The sequence below is a fragment of the Iningainema tapete BLCC-T55 genome (assembly GCF_014698965.1).
Classification (GTDB): domain Bacteria; phylum Cyanobacteriota; class Cyanobacteriia; order Cyanobacteriales; family Nostocaceae; genus Iningainema; species Iningainema tapete.
In genome coordinates, this window is sequence record NZ_JACXAE010000074.1 from 89,117 (window position 1) to 105,084 (window position 15,968).

The 15,968-nt window shown below is 43.3% G+C and carries 13 protein-coding genes; all 13 read left to right on the plus strand.

Annotation, left to right across the window (positions count from 1 at the left end; genetic code table 11):
* Positions 1–80 precede the first annotated feature (80 nt).
* Positions 81–1,367 (plus strand): glycosyltransferase family 4 protein, encoded by a 1,287-nt coding sequence (locus ICL16_RS24085; protein ID WP_190832942.1) that lies wholly within the window; start codon positions 81–83, stop codon positions 1,365–1,367.
* On the plus strand, positions 1,364–2,278 hold the full coding sequence (tyrA, locus tag ICL16_RS24090; protein ID WP_190832944.1) for a bifunctional chorismate mutase/prephenate dehydrogenase: 915 nt from the start codon (positions 1,364–1,366) through the stop codon (positions 2,276–2,278). The genes ICL16_RS24085 and tyrA overlap by 4 nt, the downstream gene beginning before the upstream one ends.
* Positions 2,226–2,873, plus strand: a complete 648-nt coding sequence (locus ICL16_RS24095; protein WP_190832947.1) for a DsbA family oxidoreductase — start codon at positions 2,226–2,228, stop codon at positions 2,871–2,873. Before tyrA ends, ICL16_RS24095 begins: the two co-directional genes overlap by 53 nt.
* The gene (locus ICL16_RS24100; RefSeq protein WP_190832949.1) at positions 2,867–4,066 is read left to right on the plus strand and encodes a 3-dehydroquinate synthase; all 1,200 of its coding nucleotides are present in this window, start codon (positions 2,867–2,869) and stop codon (positions 4,064–4,066) included. Before ICL16_RS24095 ends, ICL16_RS24100 begins: the two co-directional genes overlap by 7 nt.
* A gap of 128 nt (positions 4,067–4,194) precedes the next feature.
* Positions 4,195–5,436, plus strand: a complete 1,242-nt coding sequence (gene eboE / locus ICL16_RS24105; protein ID WP_190832951.1) for a metabolite traffic protein EboE — start codon at positions 4,195–4,197, stop codon at positions 5,434–5,436.
* A 39-nt stretch (positions 5,437–5,475) separates the two neighbouring features.
* Positions 5,476–6,849 (plus strand): alkaline phosphatase family protein, encoded by a 1,374-nt coding sequence (locus tag ICL16_RS24110; RefSeq protein WP_190832953.1) that lies wholly within the window; start codon positions 5,476–5,478, stop codon positions 6,847–6,849.
* A 498-nt stretch (positions 6,850–7,347) separates the two neighbouring features.
* Entirely contained in the window at positions 7,348–9,546 is a 2,199-nt protein-coding gene (locus ICL16_RS24115) for an anthranilate synthase (RefSeq protein WP_190832956.1), read from the plus strand.
* A gap of 4 nt (positions 9,547–9,550) precedes the next feature.
* On the plus strand, positions 9,551–10,390 hold the full coding sequence (gene trpC, locus ICL16_RS24120) for an indole-3-glycerol phosphate synthase TrpC (RefSeq protein ID WP_190832958.1): 840 nt from the start codon (positions 9,551–9,553) through the stop codon (positions 10,388–10,390).
* A gap of 106 nt (positions 10,391–10,496) precedes the next feature.
* The gene (trpA, locus tag ICL16_RS24125) at positions 10,497–11,309 is read left to right on the plus strand and encodes a tryptophan synthase subunit alpha (protein WP_190832960.1); all 813 of its coding nucleotides are present in this window, start codon (positions 10,497–10,499) and stop codon (positions 11,307–11,309) included.
* A 121-nt stretch (positions 11,310–11,430) separates the two neighbouring features.
* Complete coding sequence (trpB, locus tag ICL16_RS24130; protein WP_190832962.1) at positions 11,431–12,675, plus strand: tryptophan synthase subunit beta; 1,245 nt, start codon at positions 11,431–11,433, stop codon at positions 12,673–12,675.
* Positions 12,676–12,830: 155 nt separating this feature from the next.
* Positions 12,831–13,934, plus strand: coding sequence for an anthranilate phosphoribosyltransferase (trpD, locus tag ICL16_RS24135; RefSeq protein WP_190832964.1), 1,104 nt, complete (start codon positions 12,831–12,833; stop codon positions 13,932–13,934).
* 90 nt (positions 13,935–14,024) lie between these two features.
* Complete coding sequence (gene aroF, locus ICL16_RS24140; protein WP_190832967.1) at positions 14,025–15,092, plus strand: 3-deoxy-7-phosphoheptulonate synthase; 1,068 nt, start codon at positions 14,025–14,027, stop codon at positions 15,090–15,092.
* 460 nt (positions 15,093–15,552) lie between these two features.
* On the plus strand, positions 15,553–15,968 hold a 416-nt coding region (locus ICL16_RS24145), incomplete at its 3' end, for a hypothetical protein (protein WP_190832970.1).

Sequence of the window (15,968 nt, forward strand, 5' to 3'; positions counted from 1 at the left end):
GTGTGTTCTTACGTACCATACATTTATAGAGACGCTCCGGCGGAGCGTTTGTACTCCTCCACCAAATTAACTGACGAATAATGCGTATTCTGATTTATTCATACAACTATCATCCAGAGCCAATTGGAATTGCTCCTTTAATGACAGAACTGGCGGAAGGACTGGTGGAGCGAGGTCATGAAGTGCGGGTAATTACGGGTATGCCTAATTACCCACAACGCCAGATTTATCCTGCATATCGCGGCAAGTGGTACGTTACAGAAGAGAGAAATGGCGTTACCATTCAACGTAGTTACCTGCGGATAAAGTCCAAACCAAACCTGATAGATCGGCTACTGTTGGAATTAAGCTTTGTTGGGACAAGCTTACCTTGTGCGCTCAATGGTTGGCGACCAGATGTAATTCTGCTCACAGTTCCACCATTATTGGTATCTTTACCAGCTGCTATATTAGGTTTAATTTACAATTGCCCAGTAGTTCTCAACTTACAAGATATATTACCAGAAGCAGCAGTGCGCGTAGGATTAATTAAAAATAAATTAATAATTCGCGCTTTTGAAACCATAGAGAAATTTGCCTACAAATCAGCACATACCATTAGTGTCATCGCCGATGGGTTTGTAGAGAATTTAGTAAGTAAGGGAGTATCCCCACAAAAACTGGTTTGTATTCCCAACTGGGTAAACACAAACTTCATTAGCCCAAAACCGAAAGAAGGTAACCCTTGGCGTAAGGAACATCAACTTGATGACAAATTTGTGGTGTTGTACTCAGGCAACATTGCACTCACACAAGGTTTAGAAACAGTAGTAGAAGCAGCAGCCAAGCTACGTAATAATCCGTCCATAGTATTTGTGATTGCAGGTGAATCACAAGCTTTGGAAAGCTTGCAAAAACACTGCATTAATTGTGGAGCCTCTAACGTTTTACTGTTGCCATTGCAACCGCGAGAAAAATTACCAGAAATGCTAGCCGGGGCTGATGTCGGGTTAGTGGTGCAGAAACGCAATGTAATTTCCTTCAACATGCCCTCAAAGATACCACTACTACTAGCAAGTGGTCGTCCGATTGTGGCTTCGGTTCCCAATCGTGGTACAGCAGCTCGTGCAGTGCGCAAAAGTGGTGGTGGCGTAGTGGTTGCACCAGAATCACCAGATGCTTTGGCAAAAGCGGTGCTTGATTTACATAACAATCCAGCGAAAGCATCTGGGCTGGGTACTCAAGGCAGAAAGTATGCCGTAGAACGCTATTCATTTGAGCAAGCGATCGCCGCTTACGAAGCGTTATTCACCTCTGTAGTTACTAATACATCCAAATTAGAAGTAATACCAAAATTTAACAAGAGCGAATCAGTGGTAGATATATGATTCCAACAGTAACAAATTTAACCAGTGTAACACCCCAAAAAATCACCATAATTGGTGGTAGTGGCAAAATGGGACAATTTTTCCAAGCGCAACTAGAAGCAGCAGGACACCATGTTAGTAGTCTTGATCGTAGCGATTGGGAGCATGAAGATAGACTAGAGCAACTTTTAGGTCTTGCTGACATAGTTTTAGTTAGCGTTCCCATAGAAAGAACTGTCGATGTCATTGAGCGTGCAGCCAAATACTTAGGCAAAACAACAGCTCTTGCCGACATCACCAGTTTAAAAACAGAGCCACTATTCGCGATGCTCAAACACCACAATGGTCCAGTAATGGGATTACACCCCATGTTTGGACCGAGTGTCAAATCTTTCTCAGGACAAAAAGTAGTAGTATGTCCAGGACGAAATGATAGTATATTTCAGTGGCTACTAGACTTAATGGAAAGTCAGGGTGCGCAGTTAATTACCTGCACACCCGAAGAACACGATCGCCTGATGGTAATTATCCAAGCCACCAGACACTTTGCTCGATTTAGCCTTGGTGTATTCTTAACCGAAGAAGAAGTCAACATAGATCGTAGCTTGTCAATGGCAAGTCCACCCTACCGTCAAGAGATTGACATCGTTAAACGATTGTTTGCCCAAAGTTCACACTTATGTGTAGACATTATGCTAGCAACAGAAGAACGATGTCAGGCAATAGCCAGATTAGCCGATACCTACAACCGCTTAGCGAAGTTGGTATTAGAAAAAGACAGAGAAGCATTAATTCAAGAATTTGAAACAACGCAAAGCTTATTTAGCGATATCAGTTCTCATAAAAGCGATTCTGTTACTCAGATGAGTTATGAAAACCATGCTGATCGACATATTTCACGACACCGTATGTCCGTGGTGTCGAATCGGTAAAAAGCATCTTTTTGATGCCTTAGCTCAATGGCATCAAAAAACAGTCCAAATCCGTTGGCATCCCTACCTATTAGACAATACCATTCCTGCTTGTGGTTACGAGTTTCGTAGCTTCATGCAACTTAGAAAGGGTATCCAACCAGCGCAACTCCAGCAATTATTTGACTACACACAACGTGTTGGTGAAATAGCTGGAGTCAAGCTTAATTTTGACAAAATCAGTTTGGCTGTCAACACAACTCTTTCCCACCGACTGATTGCCTTAGCACCAGATGACATCAAAAGCAATGTTGTAGAAGCAATTTACAAAGCTTACTTCGAGGAAGGTTTGAATATAGCAGATGTAGATGTTCTGGTTGCTATAGGAAAAGCAGCGGGAATGAATTATACTAAACTACAAAATCAACTAAATAGTGATGCTGGGTTAGATGCAGTTGTAGCTGAATCAACATTTGCTCGGTTAAACGGAATCACAAGCGTACCATTTTTTGTGCTCGATAACAAAATCAGAGTAGATGGTTCTCATTCCGTAGAAGTATTCCTTCAAGCATTTAATCGTGCTTCACTATTAGAATTATCGCAAAAAATATGGTAGTAGATATAAAGAAAAAAAGCACTTTTAACCTGCAACCGATTCACCAAACCGTATCGGTTACATTTAACTATAATGTGTACTTCACCAGTTGTTTGTTTGATGTAAAAAATCCCCTGCTAGCCCAAGTAATTGCAGCAGACGGCGAAGAAGGACCAAAAAAAATCGCAGCAGTAGTAGATGGCGGATTATTACAATTCCGACGCGAATTACTAAGGCAAATATCGGCATATAGCGAGTATTATCCCGACACACTCACACTTGCCGCAGAACCAATGTTAGTTCCGGCAGGAGAATCAGCAAAAAACAATCCTCAATTGCTAGAGCAAATCCACCAACTAGTTGACAAAGCGAAGTTGTGCCGACACTCTTACTTATTAGCTGTTGGCGGTGGAGCCGTACTAGATTTAGTAGGCTACGCAGCAGCAACAGCACATCGAGGAATTCGCCTCATTCGTGTTCCCACCACAGTACTAGCACAAAATGATTCAGGAGTAGGTGTAAAAAACGGCATCAACGCCTTTGGGAAAAAGAACTTCCTCGGCACATTTGCCCCACCATATGCAGTATTAAACGACTCCACCTTCTTAACCACTTTAAATGAACGCGATTGGCGTGCGGGAATTGCAGAAGCAGTTAAAGTAGCCCTCATTAAAGACACTGAATTCTTCGACTACATTCACCAAAACACTAAAGCACTTGTCCAACGTGACATGAATACCATGCAACAGGTAATTTACCGTTGCGCCCAGCTACACATGCAACACATCGCCAACGCAGGCGATCCCTTTGAAATGGGTTCATCCCGCCCCCTAGACTTCGGACATTGGGCAGCACATAAATTAGAGCAGTTAACAAACTACAGCCTGCGTCATGGCGAAGCAGTAGCCATAGGGATTGCCTTAGATAGCACCTATTCCTACCTACTAGGAATGATTTCTCGCCTAGAGTGGCGCAAAATCATCAAAACCCTATCAGCACTTGGCTTTACACTGTACATACCAGAACTAGCCGAACACATATCACAACCAGAGCATCCCCGCAACTTATTCAGAGGACTTTCCGAATTTCGCGAACACTTAGGAGGAGAACTAACCATAACATTGTTGCAAAGCGTCGGCAAAGGCATAGAAGTTCACGAAGTCAATCTACCTTTGTACAGAGAAGCAATCAAAGTACTAAGTACCGAGTGCTGAGAGTTAGTATAGTTTGTAATAAGCGCTTAAGCGCTGACTACGAACCTATTAAAGCAAGATTGACAAATTACTAGTCCTCTTTAGAGGACTTTTGCTCTTAGCGTGCGATTTAAATCGCAGGAAATAATATGAAAATCGATCGCAACATACACCTAACCTATTGCACCAACATACACCCAGGTGAAGAATGGAGCCAAGTCTTTGCCAACTTAAAGCAATACATTCCCCCGCTCAAAGCAAAACTAGCTCCAGAAAAACCCTTCGGCATTGGATTACGCTTAGCAGACGTAGCAGCCAGAGAACTCCTGCAAGGAGACACCCTAACGGACTTTAAATCTTGGCTTAGCGAACAAGAACTATACGTATTTACACTGAATGGATTTCCCTACGGAGGATTTCACCGACAAATAGTCAAAGACCAAGTTTATGCCCCAGACTGGTCCTTACAAGAACGTCTAGACTACACAAAAAGACTAATTCAAATCCTAGCAGAACTACTACCTCCTTCCATGGAAGGAAGCATTTCCACACTACCATTATCATACAAACCCTGGTTCAAAGGAAATCAACTCTTCCAAACATCAATTATTAATAGTGCCACTTTACACATAGCACAAGCAGTAGCGGAAATGGTTCGCATCCGTGACAAGACAGGTAAAATACTACACATAAATCTTGAACCAGAACCAGACGGACTAATAGAAAACGCCGCCGAAGTAGTTGATTACTTCCAAACACATTTACTACCAACTGGAGGAGCATACCTAGCCAAACAACTAGGAATATCCCCAGAGACAGCCGAAACTCATATACTAAACCACGTACAAATTTGTTACGACACCTGCCACTTCGCCGTAGAATACGAAAACCCCGCATCAGTGCTCCAACAATTCCAAACAGCAGGAATTAAAATCGGCAAAATTCAAATTAGCGCTGCATTGCAGGTAGACATACCAACAGACATCCAACAGCGCCATCAACTAACAGAAAGATTACGCCCCTTCGCAGAATCTACATACCTACACCAAGTAATTGCTTGCGAACCCAACAGAAGATTACGTCATTATCCAGACTTAGAAGCAGCCCTACCACACCTAGAAAACACCACAGCTTCTCAGTGGCGCATTCACTTCCACGTTCCCATCTTCATCAGCGATTACCAACTATTCCAATCCACCCAAACAGACATAATTCACACACTAAACCTACTCAAAACCAACAACTTCTGTAACCACCTAGAAATAGAAACCTACACCTGGGAAGTATTACCCCAACAAATGAAACTAGAATTACCCGCATCAATTGAGCGAGAATATGAATGGGTATTATCTTTGTTTACCCACAGGCTAGAGCCTGCCTTCGCAGGCTAATATTACTTGGCGTTCTTGGCGTCTTGGCGGTTTATAATCATGAACAAAACAGTTGTACTCAACGTAGTCGGACTCACACCCAAACTCTTAGGCAAGCACACACCATCACTATCCCAGTGGGCAGCAAGTGGAAAAACAGCCGCCATCACACCCGTACTACCAGCAGTCACCTGTACAGCACAAGCAACATACCTCACAGGCAAACTACCATCCGAACATGGCATCGTCGCCAACGGCTGGTACTTCCGAGACGAGTGCGAAGTGAAATTTTGGCGACAGTCCAACAAACTCGTTCAAGCCCCCAAAATCTGGGACAAACTACGTACCATAGACCCATCCTTCACCTGCGCCAACATATTCTGGTGGTACAATATGTACTCATCAGTAGACTATGCTATCACCCCCCGACCCATGTATCCAGCCGATGGTCGGAAACTGCCTGATATATATACTCAACCACAAGAATGGCGATCGCCACTCCAAACAGAACTAGGACAATTTCCCCTCTTCAAATTTTGGGGTCCTAACACATCCATAGACTCCACAAAGTGGATTGCCGCATCAGCAAAGTGGGTAGAAGAACATCATAACCCAACTTTGACACTAATTTATCTACCCCATCTAGATTATTGTTTACAAAAACTTGGTCCCGATCCAGATTTAGTAGCACAAGATTTACAAGAAATTGATAGCGTTTGTGGTGATTTAATCGAATACTACCAAAAGCGCGGGGCTTCAGTCATCGTTTTGTCAGAATACGGCATTACAAAAGTATCCAAACCCATTCACATCAATCAAATGCTCCGGGAACACGGCTTGATTACCGTGCGCGAAGAACTAGGAAGAGAACTGTTAGATGCAGGCGCTAGTATTGCATTTGCTGTAGCCGATCATCAAATTGCTCACGTATACGTTAACGATCCATCTTACATTACCAAAGTGCGATCGCTACTCGAAGCCACCGATGGAATTGCCTACGTCTTAGACGAAACTTCTCAGCCAAAACACCATTTAAATCATCCTAGATCAGGAGAATTAGTAGCCGTAGCCGAGCCAGATGCTTGGTTCACTTACTATTATTGGCTAGATGACAACAAAGCTCCCGATTTTGCCAGAACAGTTGATATCCATCGTAAACCTGGGTACGATCCTGTAGAGTTATTCGTTGATCCCCAACTCAAAAATCCCAAACTAAAAATAGGAATCAAACTACTAAAAAAACAACTTGGTTTCCGCTACTTAATGGATGTCATTCCTCTAGATGCTTCCCTAGTAAAAGGTTCTCACGGTTGTGTAACTACCAATAGTGCCGATCAACCTCTATTTATTACTCAACAAACTCACTTGCTAAATTCCTCATCAGTAGAAGCAACTGACGTTTATCAGTTAATTCTCGGACATATTTATAAATAATAGTCAAAATTATAACCAGTATTGTCGTTCCCTGGCAGAGCCAGGGAATGTCTTTTATGAGGCTCCACCTCCCGAATCTAACCCCAGGAGGAAGCCAATTCAAGCTATTTACCCCTTTGTGAGAAAAGTATTAATTAAAGTTGAAAAAGCAAAAAAACTGATACTTCTAACGAAAAATTGTTCATGTATCAGTTAGTAACAATTTAGTACTCTGAACTCATGCTTAGAAAAGTTCAAATCTGAAATACATCCACTAGCCCCCTGAGTGTTAACCATTAACCTTAACTCTCATAGGTAAGCTTCTGGATGAGGTTGAACGCAACTATGCTTTGCATAATTATAAGAAATTAGGCGTCGTATATTACGTGGGATGAAAATCTCACGCAAAAACGCACCAGATGCTAAGGAGTTATTTGTACCTTTGCGCCTTTGCGTGAGAATGAAAAAACCGCACTCATCTTCTCATCCCTTAACTAAAACCGTAATCTAGAGAAACCCATGATTGTTGAAGACTATTCCTACACAACCCTTGGTGGTGTGCAAATCTCACGCTCCATCACAGAGGTGAAGATAGACACCGCCATTGAAGAGATTTTGTTTCACCTGGATTCTCAACGTGGAGGACTACTAAAAAGCAGCTATGAATATCCAGGACGTTACAAAAGATGGGCGATAGGATTTGTCAATCCCCCTTTGGAGTTAACAACAAAGGAGAAAGCATTCACAATTACAGCCCTGAATGCTAGGGGTAAAATGCTATTGGCAGTGCTAGCAAAGCGTTTGTCCAACCATTCTCAACTGCAACAAGTTACAATCGGTGACGAATACATTACCGGGTTGGTGAAGTCGGGAACGCAACTATTTGCAGAAGAAGAGCGTAGCAAGCAGCCTTCAGCTTTCACAGTTATTCGGGAAATTTTACACACATTCTCTAGTGATGAAGATGAGCATCTTGGACTTTATGGTGCATTTGGTTACGACTTAGTGCTTCAGTTTGAACCAATAGCCAAACGTTTGTCCCGTGCTGCAGATCAAAGAGACTTAGTACTATATCTACCTGATGAACTGGTAGTTGTTGACTACTACTTGCAACGCGCCTATCGTATTCAATACGATTTTGTTTTAGCCCATGGCACAACAAAAAATCTCCCGAGAACAGGCGAATCAATTGATTATAGAGGAGAGCGTCTTGTTCCAGAACAAGCAAGCGATCATCAAAGAGGAGAGTATGCAAGCCAAGTTGAACTAGCTTTAGATTACTTCCGCCGGGGTGATTTATTTGAAGTTGTGCCGTCTCAAAGCTTCTTTGAAGCATGTTCCGAGCCACCAACCAAGCTATTCCAAACCCTACAGCAAATCAATCCTAGTCCCTACGGTTTCATATTCAATCTTGGTGGAGAGTATTTGATTGGCGCATCACCAGAAATGTTTGTGCGCGTCGAAGGTAGGCGTGTAGAAACTTGCCCAATCAGTGGCACGATTAGTAGGGGACAAGATGCTCTAGATGATGCTGAGCAAATTCGGCAGTTACTTAACTCAGGTAAAGAAGAAGCTGAGTTGACAATGTGTACTGACGTGGATCGCAATGATAAATCGCGGATTTGTGAGCCTGGATCAGTACGAGTAATTGGTCGTCGGCAAATAGAATTATACAGTCATCTGATTCATACAGTAGATCACGTTGAAGGTTTACTAAGACCTGAGTTTGATGCCCTAGACGCTTTTCTTACCCATACCTGGGCAGTGACAGTTACAGGTGCACCCAAGCGATCGGCAATACAATTCCTGGAAAACCACGAGCGTAGTGCAAGACGCTGGTATGGTGGAGCAGTTGGCTATCTAAACTTTAACGGTGACTTCAACACAGGATTAATATTACGAACTATTCGTCTCAAAGATTCCATCGCTGAGGTAAGAGTAGGTGCTACAGTCCTCTATGACTCCACACCAGCAGCAGAAGAACAAGAAACAATGACAAAAGGGGCTGCTTTATTTGAGACAATTCATCGTGCTAAACATACTCTTGTCACAGACCAGAATAATACGAAACAATTAAGTGTAACTACCCCAAACATTTCGCTAAACAAGCGTATCTTGCTTATCGATCACGAAGATTCTTTCGTTCACACACTAGCTAACTACATTCGTCAAACTGGTGCAAGTGTGACAACACTACGTCACGGCTTTTCTGAATCACTTTTTGATCTAGAACGTCCTGACTTGGTTGTTCTCTCTCCAGGTCCTGGTAGACCAAGTGAATTTAGAGTTCCAGAAGTAGTGTTACAATGTGTACGTCGTCAAATCCCAATTTTTGGCGTTTGTCTGGGATTGCAAGGTATTGTAGAAGCTTTTGGCGGAGAATTAGGAGTTCTCCACTACCCTCAGCACGGTAAATCTTCACGGATTTTTGTCACTGAACCAAATTCAGTTACGTTCAATGGTTTAGAGCAATCTTTCTCCGTAGGCAGATATCATTCTTTGTTTGCTTTACCACAAAGATTGCCGACAGAATTAAAGGTAACAGCGATTTCTGATGATGACGTAATTATGGCGATCGAGCATGAAACACTGCCAATTGCCGCAGTACAGTTTCACCCAGAATCCATCATGACCTTAAATGGAGGAGTAGGTCTTTCCATTATTCAAAATGTGGTGCGTACATACACCGCAATTCAACAGCCGTTAGTTGTTAGTTAGGTATATGAAACAACCAGTTGCTACTACCACTGAAGCCCGTGCCCGCCATATTCTTGATGAAATTGTATGGCACAAGAAACAAGAAGTTGCACAAATGCAACAAGATATACCTTTAGTTGCATTGCAAAAACAACTGAATGCTGCATCGGCGGTGAGAGATTTTCTCCAAGCACTGCAACAAAGTCCTAGTAATCCCAGCTTAATCGCTGAGGTGAAAAAAGCATCACCGAGTCGTGGTATAATCAGGGCTGATTTTGATCCAGTGGCGATCGCTCAAGCTTACGAACGTGGTGGTGCTGCTTGTCTATCTGTCCTCACTGATGAAAAGTTCTTTCAAGGTGGGTTTGAAAATCTACGTGCAGTCAGAAAACACGTAGATTTACCATTGCTATGTAAAGAGTTCATTATTGACTCATATCAAATATATCTAGCACGTACTGCAGGTGCAGATGCTGTACTGCTGATTGCTGCCATTCTCACCGATGAGCAACTTCAGGACTTCTTGCGCCTCATTCATGATTTGGGTATGAACGCTCTGATCGAAGTTCATACTCTTGAAGAACTGGATCGAGTACTGAAACTTGAAGATGCACGTTTAGTGGGAGTTAACAACCGTAACTTACAAAATTTTACAGTAGATGTAGGTATCACTCAAGAGCTACTAACACAAAGGCAAGAGCAGTTACGCGGCATTACGGCGGTAAGTGAATCTGGTTTGTATACACCAGCAGATTTAGCCATAGTAGCTTTATCTGGTGCGCGTGCGGTTCTAGTCGGAGAATCTTTAGTCAAGCAACCAGATGTTGAGCAAGCTACGCGGATTCTGCTGAACAACCCCGCGTAAAAAAGACGCGGCTTTACACGATAAAATTGCTGTACCAATGTGGAGACGTTCCGGTGGAATGTCTCTACAGCAATCCAAAATCAACGCATCCAAAATCCAAAATTCTATGACTTCTATTTCCCAGCACTTTCAATCTTTAAGAGCTAGTAAACAGTGTGCATTGATTCCATTTGTAACAGCTGGAGATCCTGATTTAGAAACAACAAAAGAAGCTTTACGTATTTTAGACCGCAATGGTGCTAACTTTCTTGAATTAGGTGTTCCTTACTCGGATCCATTAGCTGATGGCCCTGTAATTCAAGCTGCTGCAACTCGTGCTTTACAAAATGGAACTAAGTTAGAGCATGTACTGGAAATGCTTGAAGCTGTTAGTCCAGAATTAAAAGCACCCGTAATTTTATTTACTTACTATAATCCTATTTTGAACCTGGGCGTTAAGTCATTTTTAGCACGCATTGCTAATGCTGGGGCAAAAGGCTTGGTAGTGCCAGACTTACCACTAGAAGAAGCAGAAGAATTAATTAACAATGCGGCGGAATTTGGCATTGAGGTAATCTTATTGGTAGCTCCTACTAGTTCTAAAGAAAGAATTGAAGCAATTGCTAAATATTCTCAAGGCTTCATCTACTTGGTAAGTGTAACTGGCGTTACAGGAATGCGTACACAAATCCAAGATCGTGTGAAGAATTTGCTCACAGATATGCGCAGCGTAACCGATAAACCTATTGGCATAGGCTTTGGTATCTCTGGAGCCGATCAAGCTCATCAGGTAATGGATTGGGGCGCAGATGCAGTAATTGTTGGTAGTGCCTTTGTCAAACGGTTAGCAACTGGTAGTCGTGAAGAAGGATTGCAAGCTATTGAACAATTTTGTCAAGAATTAAAAGCGGCAATTACTCCAGCAGTAGCTACTGTCTAAGTTTTTCTGCGTAAAAGCACATTTACAAGGATTGGAAGTTGATACTTAACAGTCAACGACATTCCCTCAATAAACGAGCAAAAAGTAACAAACACATTTGAAGGCGAGAGGATTTTAACCAGTGGTTAGCACTCCAGATATTAGTGAGAAAATAGCTTCCGCACAAAGTGCGCCCGACTCTTTGGGTAGATTTGGCAAGTTCGGGGGTAAATACGTTCCTGAAACCTTAATGCCAGCTTTGAGTGAATTAGAAGCAGCATTTAAGCAGTACTGTGGTGAACCTGATTTTGAAGCAGAACTTCAAGGTTTACTACGTGACTATGTGGGTCGTCCTAGTCCATTGTATTTTGCTGAGCGTCTGACAGCACACTACGCTAGACCTGATGGCACTGGAGCACAAATTTACTTAAAAAGGGAAGATTTAAATCATACCGGTGCGCACAAAATTAATAATGCTTTAGCACAGGTATTGCTGGCAAAGCGTATGGGCAAACAGCGCATCATTGCTGAAACCGGAGCAGGTCAGCACGGTGTAGCAACTGCTACAGTGTGCGCCCGGTTTGGTTTGCAGTGCGTGATTTACATGGGTATTCACGATATGCAACGTCAAGCCCTAAATGTGTTTCGGATGCGGTTGATGGGCGCAGAAGTGCGTCCAGTAGAAGCAGGAACTGGAACACTTAAAGATGCTACTTCTGAAGCAATTCGGGATTGGGTAACAAACGTAGAAACAACCCACTATATATTAGGTTCTGTGGCAGGTCCTCATCCTTACCCAATGATTGTACGTGATTTCCATCGAGTAATTGGTAAGGAAACTCGTGTACAATGTCAAGAAAAATGGTCTGGGCTACCAGATATTCTCTTGGCTTGTGTTGGTGGTGGTTCTAATGCGATCGGATTGTTCTACGATTTTGTTCAAGATGAATCGGTGCGTATTATTGGTGTAGAAGCAGCAGGCGAAGGTGTTAACACCGATAAGCACGCAGCAACTCTAACTAAAGGAAGAGTCGGAGTTTTGCATGGTGCGATGAGTTATGTACTGCAAGATGATGATGGTCAAGTAACCGAAGCACATTCGATTAGTGCTGGTTTAGATTATCCTGGTGTAGGTCCTGAACATAGCTTTTTGAAGGATCTGGGTCGTGCTGAGTACTATAGTGTGACAGATGCGGAAGCTCTAGAGGCGTTGCAGCGTCTATCAAAATTGGAAGGGATTATTCCGGCTTTGGAAACTGCTCACGCGATCGCCTATCTAGAAAAGCTTTGTCCTCAACTACAAGGTAGTCCCCGAATTGTGATCAACTGTTCAGGCAGAGGTGACAAAGATGTGCAAACTGTTGCCAAAGCCCTGAATCAGGATTAAGGCACTTTCGTTTGTAGTCAGGGCTTTAGCCCTACTTACTCTGAGTGCTAAAGCACCTACTACAAACATAAGCGTGTTTTTTATGTCTAATTTTACTTACTTACTAGGTTACGAAGTTAATCCCAAACCACAAATCTAAAATCCACGCATTGGTAATGGTAACAGCAACTCAAGTGATTGGCAACACTCCCCAAATTTCCGCGCCTGGATACTGGTCATCATTATTACAACAATTACTCGATCATCAATCATTAACAACTAACCAAGCAGCTGATTTAATGCAAGGTTGGCTAACAGATGTGATTCCGCCAGTAATTACAGGGGCAATTTTGGTGGCAATTCAAGCCAAAGGAGTTTCCCCAGCAGAATTAGTAGGTATGGTAGGTGTTCTGCAATCTCTCTGTATAGGAGGACACGAACAACTTTCTATTCCCCACACCCTACCTGCCACACCCCTAATTGATACTTGCGGTACAGGCGGGGACGGAGCTTCTACCTTTAATATTTCTACAGCAGTAGCTTTTGTTGCCGCAGCAGCTGGAGTGAAAGTAGCTAAGCACGGTAATCGTTCGGCATCTAGCAAAACTGGTTCCGCTGATGTACTGGAAGCTGTAGGTATAAATCTTAATGCTGCTCCCGAAAAAGTTAGAGCGGCAGTTGACGAAGTTGGGATTACTTTTTTGTTTGCTCCTGGTTGGCATCCGGCGCTAAAGTCGGTAGCTGCTATGAGAAAAACTTTAAAAGTACGTACTATATTTAACTTGCTTGGTCCTTTGGTAAATCCCATGCAACCAACAGGACAAATTATCGGTGTGTACAATCCAGCTTTAATTGAGACAGTGGCTAGTGCATTATCGCAACTAGGTACTCGTCGAGCGATCGCACTATATGGAAGAGAAAAATTAGACGAAGCTGGATTGGCAGATGCCACAGACTTAGCTGTGCTGTATAATCAGCAAGTGAGTCAAGTAGTAATTAAACCAGAAGAAGTAGGTTTAACTCCTGCACCAACATCAGCATTGCAAGGTGGAGATGTTGACGAAAATGCAGAAATATTGAAGCGAGTTCTTCAAGGTAAAGGTACACAAGCACAACAAGATGTGGTTGCTTTAAATGCGTCACTAGCTCTTTGGGCTGGTGAAGTGGGAGCAAGCAACATCAAAGAGGCTTGCGTGAAGAATATTAGTCTCGCTAAACAAGTTTTACGAAGCGGCGAAGCGTGGAAAAAGCTAGAGCAACTAGCTGAATTTTTGCGGTAATAGCTAATAGCTAACGGCTAATGGCTAATAGCAATTAACCATTAGCAATCAACAATTAACAATTCTAATTAACTTGAGGGAGAAAAACAGATGATTGTCGTAATTAAAAGCGGTACACCTGCTGAGGAAATTACCCGCATCAGCCAAGATCTGCAAGAAAATTGGGGAGTAATTGTAGAAAAGAGCGTTGGACAGCAGAAAGTTATCTTGGGAATGATTGGCGATACTGCTACTATGGACCCTATGCAAATCCAAGAAGCAAGCCCTTGGATTGAGCAAGTATTGCGAGTAGAGCGTCCCTTTAAGCGCGTTAGTCGGGAATACCGTTATGGAGAACCCAGTGAAGTTGTAGTTCCTACTCCCAATGGCGATGTCTATATCGGTGAAAATCATCCGATTGTGATCACTGCAGGACCTTGCTCTGTGGAAAATGAAACAATGATCATAGAAACAGCAAAGCGGGTTAAAGCTGCTGGCGCTAAGTTTCTCCGTGGAGGGGCATACAAACCTCGTTCTTCACCTTATGCTTTCCAAGGACATGGAGAGAGTGCTTTAGAGTTGTTAGCAGCAGCGCGTGAAGCTACTGGTTTAGGTATTATCACAGAACTGATGGATGCTGCCGATCTACCAGCACTATATAGAGTGGCTGATGTGATCCAAATCGGCGCGAGAAACATGCAAAACTTCTCCCTGCTGAAAAAAGTAGGCGCTCAAGATAAGCCTGTGCTGCTCAAGCGCGGTATGTCGGCAACAATGGATGAGTGGTTAATGGCTGCAGAATATATCCTGGCTGCTGGTAACCCAAATGTAATTCTTTGCGAACGGGGAATTAGAACTTTTGATTCCAAATATGTTCGTAACACTCTAGATTTGTCAGTGATTCCTGTATTGCGGACACTTACTCACTTACCAATCATGGTTGACCCAAGTCATGGTACTGGTAAATCTGAGTATGTTGCGCCTATGGCGTTCGCGGCGATCGCTGCTGGTACAGATTCTTTGATGATTGAAGTTCACCCCAATCCTGCTAAAGCTCTATCTGATGGACCCCAATCCCTCACACCAGATAAGTTTGACCGCTTAGTTCAAGAAATGTCAGTGATTGGCAAAGTAGTTGGTCGTTGGGAATCTGAGCCTGCATTAGTAGCTTCTATGTAGAACAGACAGGAGTCAGGAACTATCTTGATTCTGTCTCCTATCTCGTACTTCATAGTACCTCTCCTCGTTCCCAGCCTCTGGCTGGGAATGCATTGTTTGATGCTCAGCCTCAAACAACACACCTAAGTTTTTATTTTTACTTATTTTTAAAGTACTTTCACGCAGCCAATAATCTAAAAAATCTAAAATATCGGCAGATTGATCGAAAAATATTTTATTGCAATTACGAGCTTAAACTAATTTAATAGTAGGTGTTGGTAATATTGTTTACTCTTTACGCGATATAGTCAACTTAAACAGTTCAAAATGCCAACTTAATAAGCTTTTTAACCACGTAGCAGGTAACTTTTTCAACCAGTTTAAAGAAGTAATTCGCTTTAATATGCAGACTTATCATCGTCTGCGTGAAGTTTTTGTTTTCTCACCTTAATTTTCCCAGTAGAAAGAGGATTATCTGATAATGGCAGGATTTAGCGGTTTCAGTGGCTCTAGTGGCTCCGGTGGCTCTAGTGGCGGCGGCGGACAAGGCGGCTTCGGCGGTTCCGGCGGCTTCGGCGGTGGTTCAGGCGGCTTCGGCGGTGGCTCAGGTGGCTTCGGCGGTGGCTCAGGTGGCTTCGGCGGTGGTTCAGGCGGCTTCGGTGGCGGCTCAGGTGGCTTCGGCGGTGGTTCAGGCGGCTTCGGTGGCGGATCAGGTGGCTTCGGCGGTGGACAAGCTGGTGGACAAGGCGGCTTTGGCGGCGGTTCCGGCGGCTTTGGCGGCGGACAAACTGGTGGCGGCTCAGGTGGCTTCGGTGGCGGCTCAGGTGGCTTCGGCGGTGGACAAGCTGGTGGACAAGGCGGCTTTGGCGGCGGTTCCGGCGGCTTTGGCGGCGGACA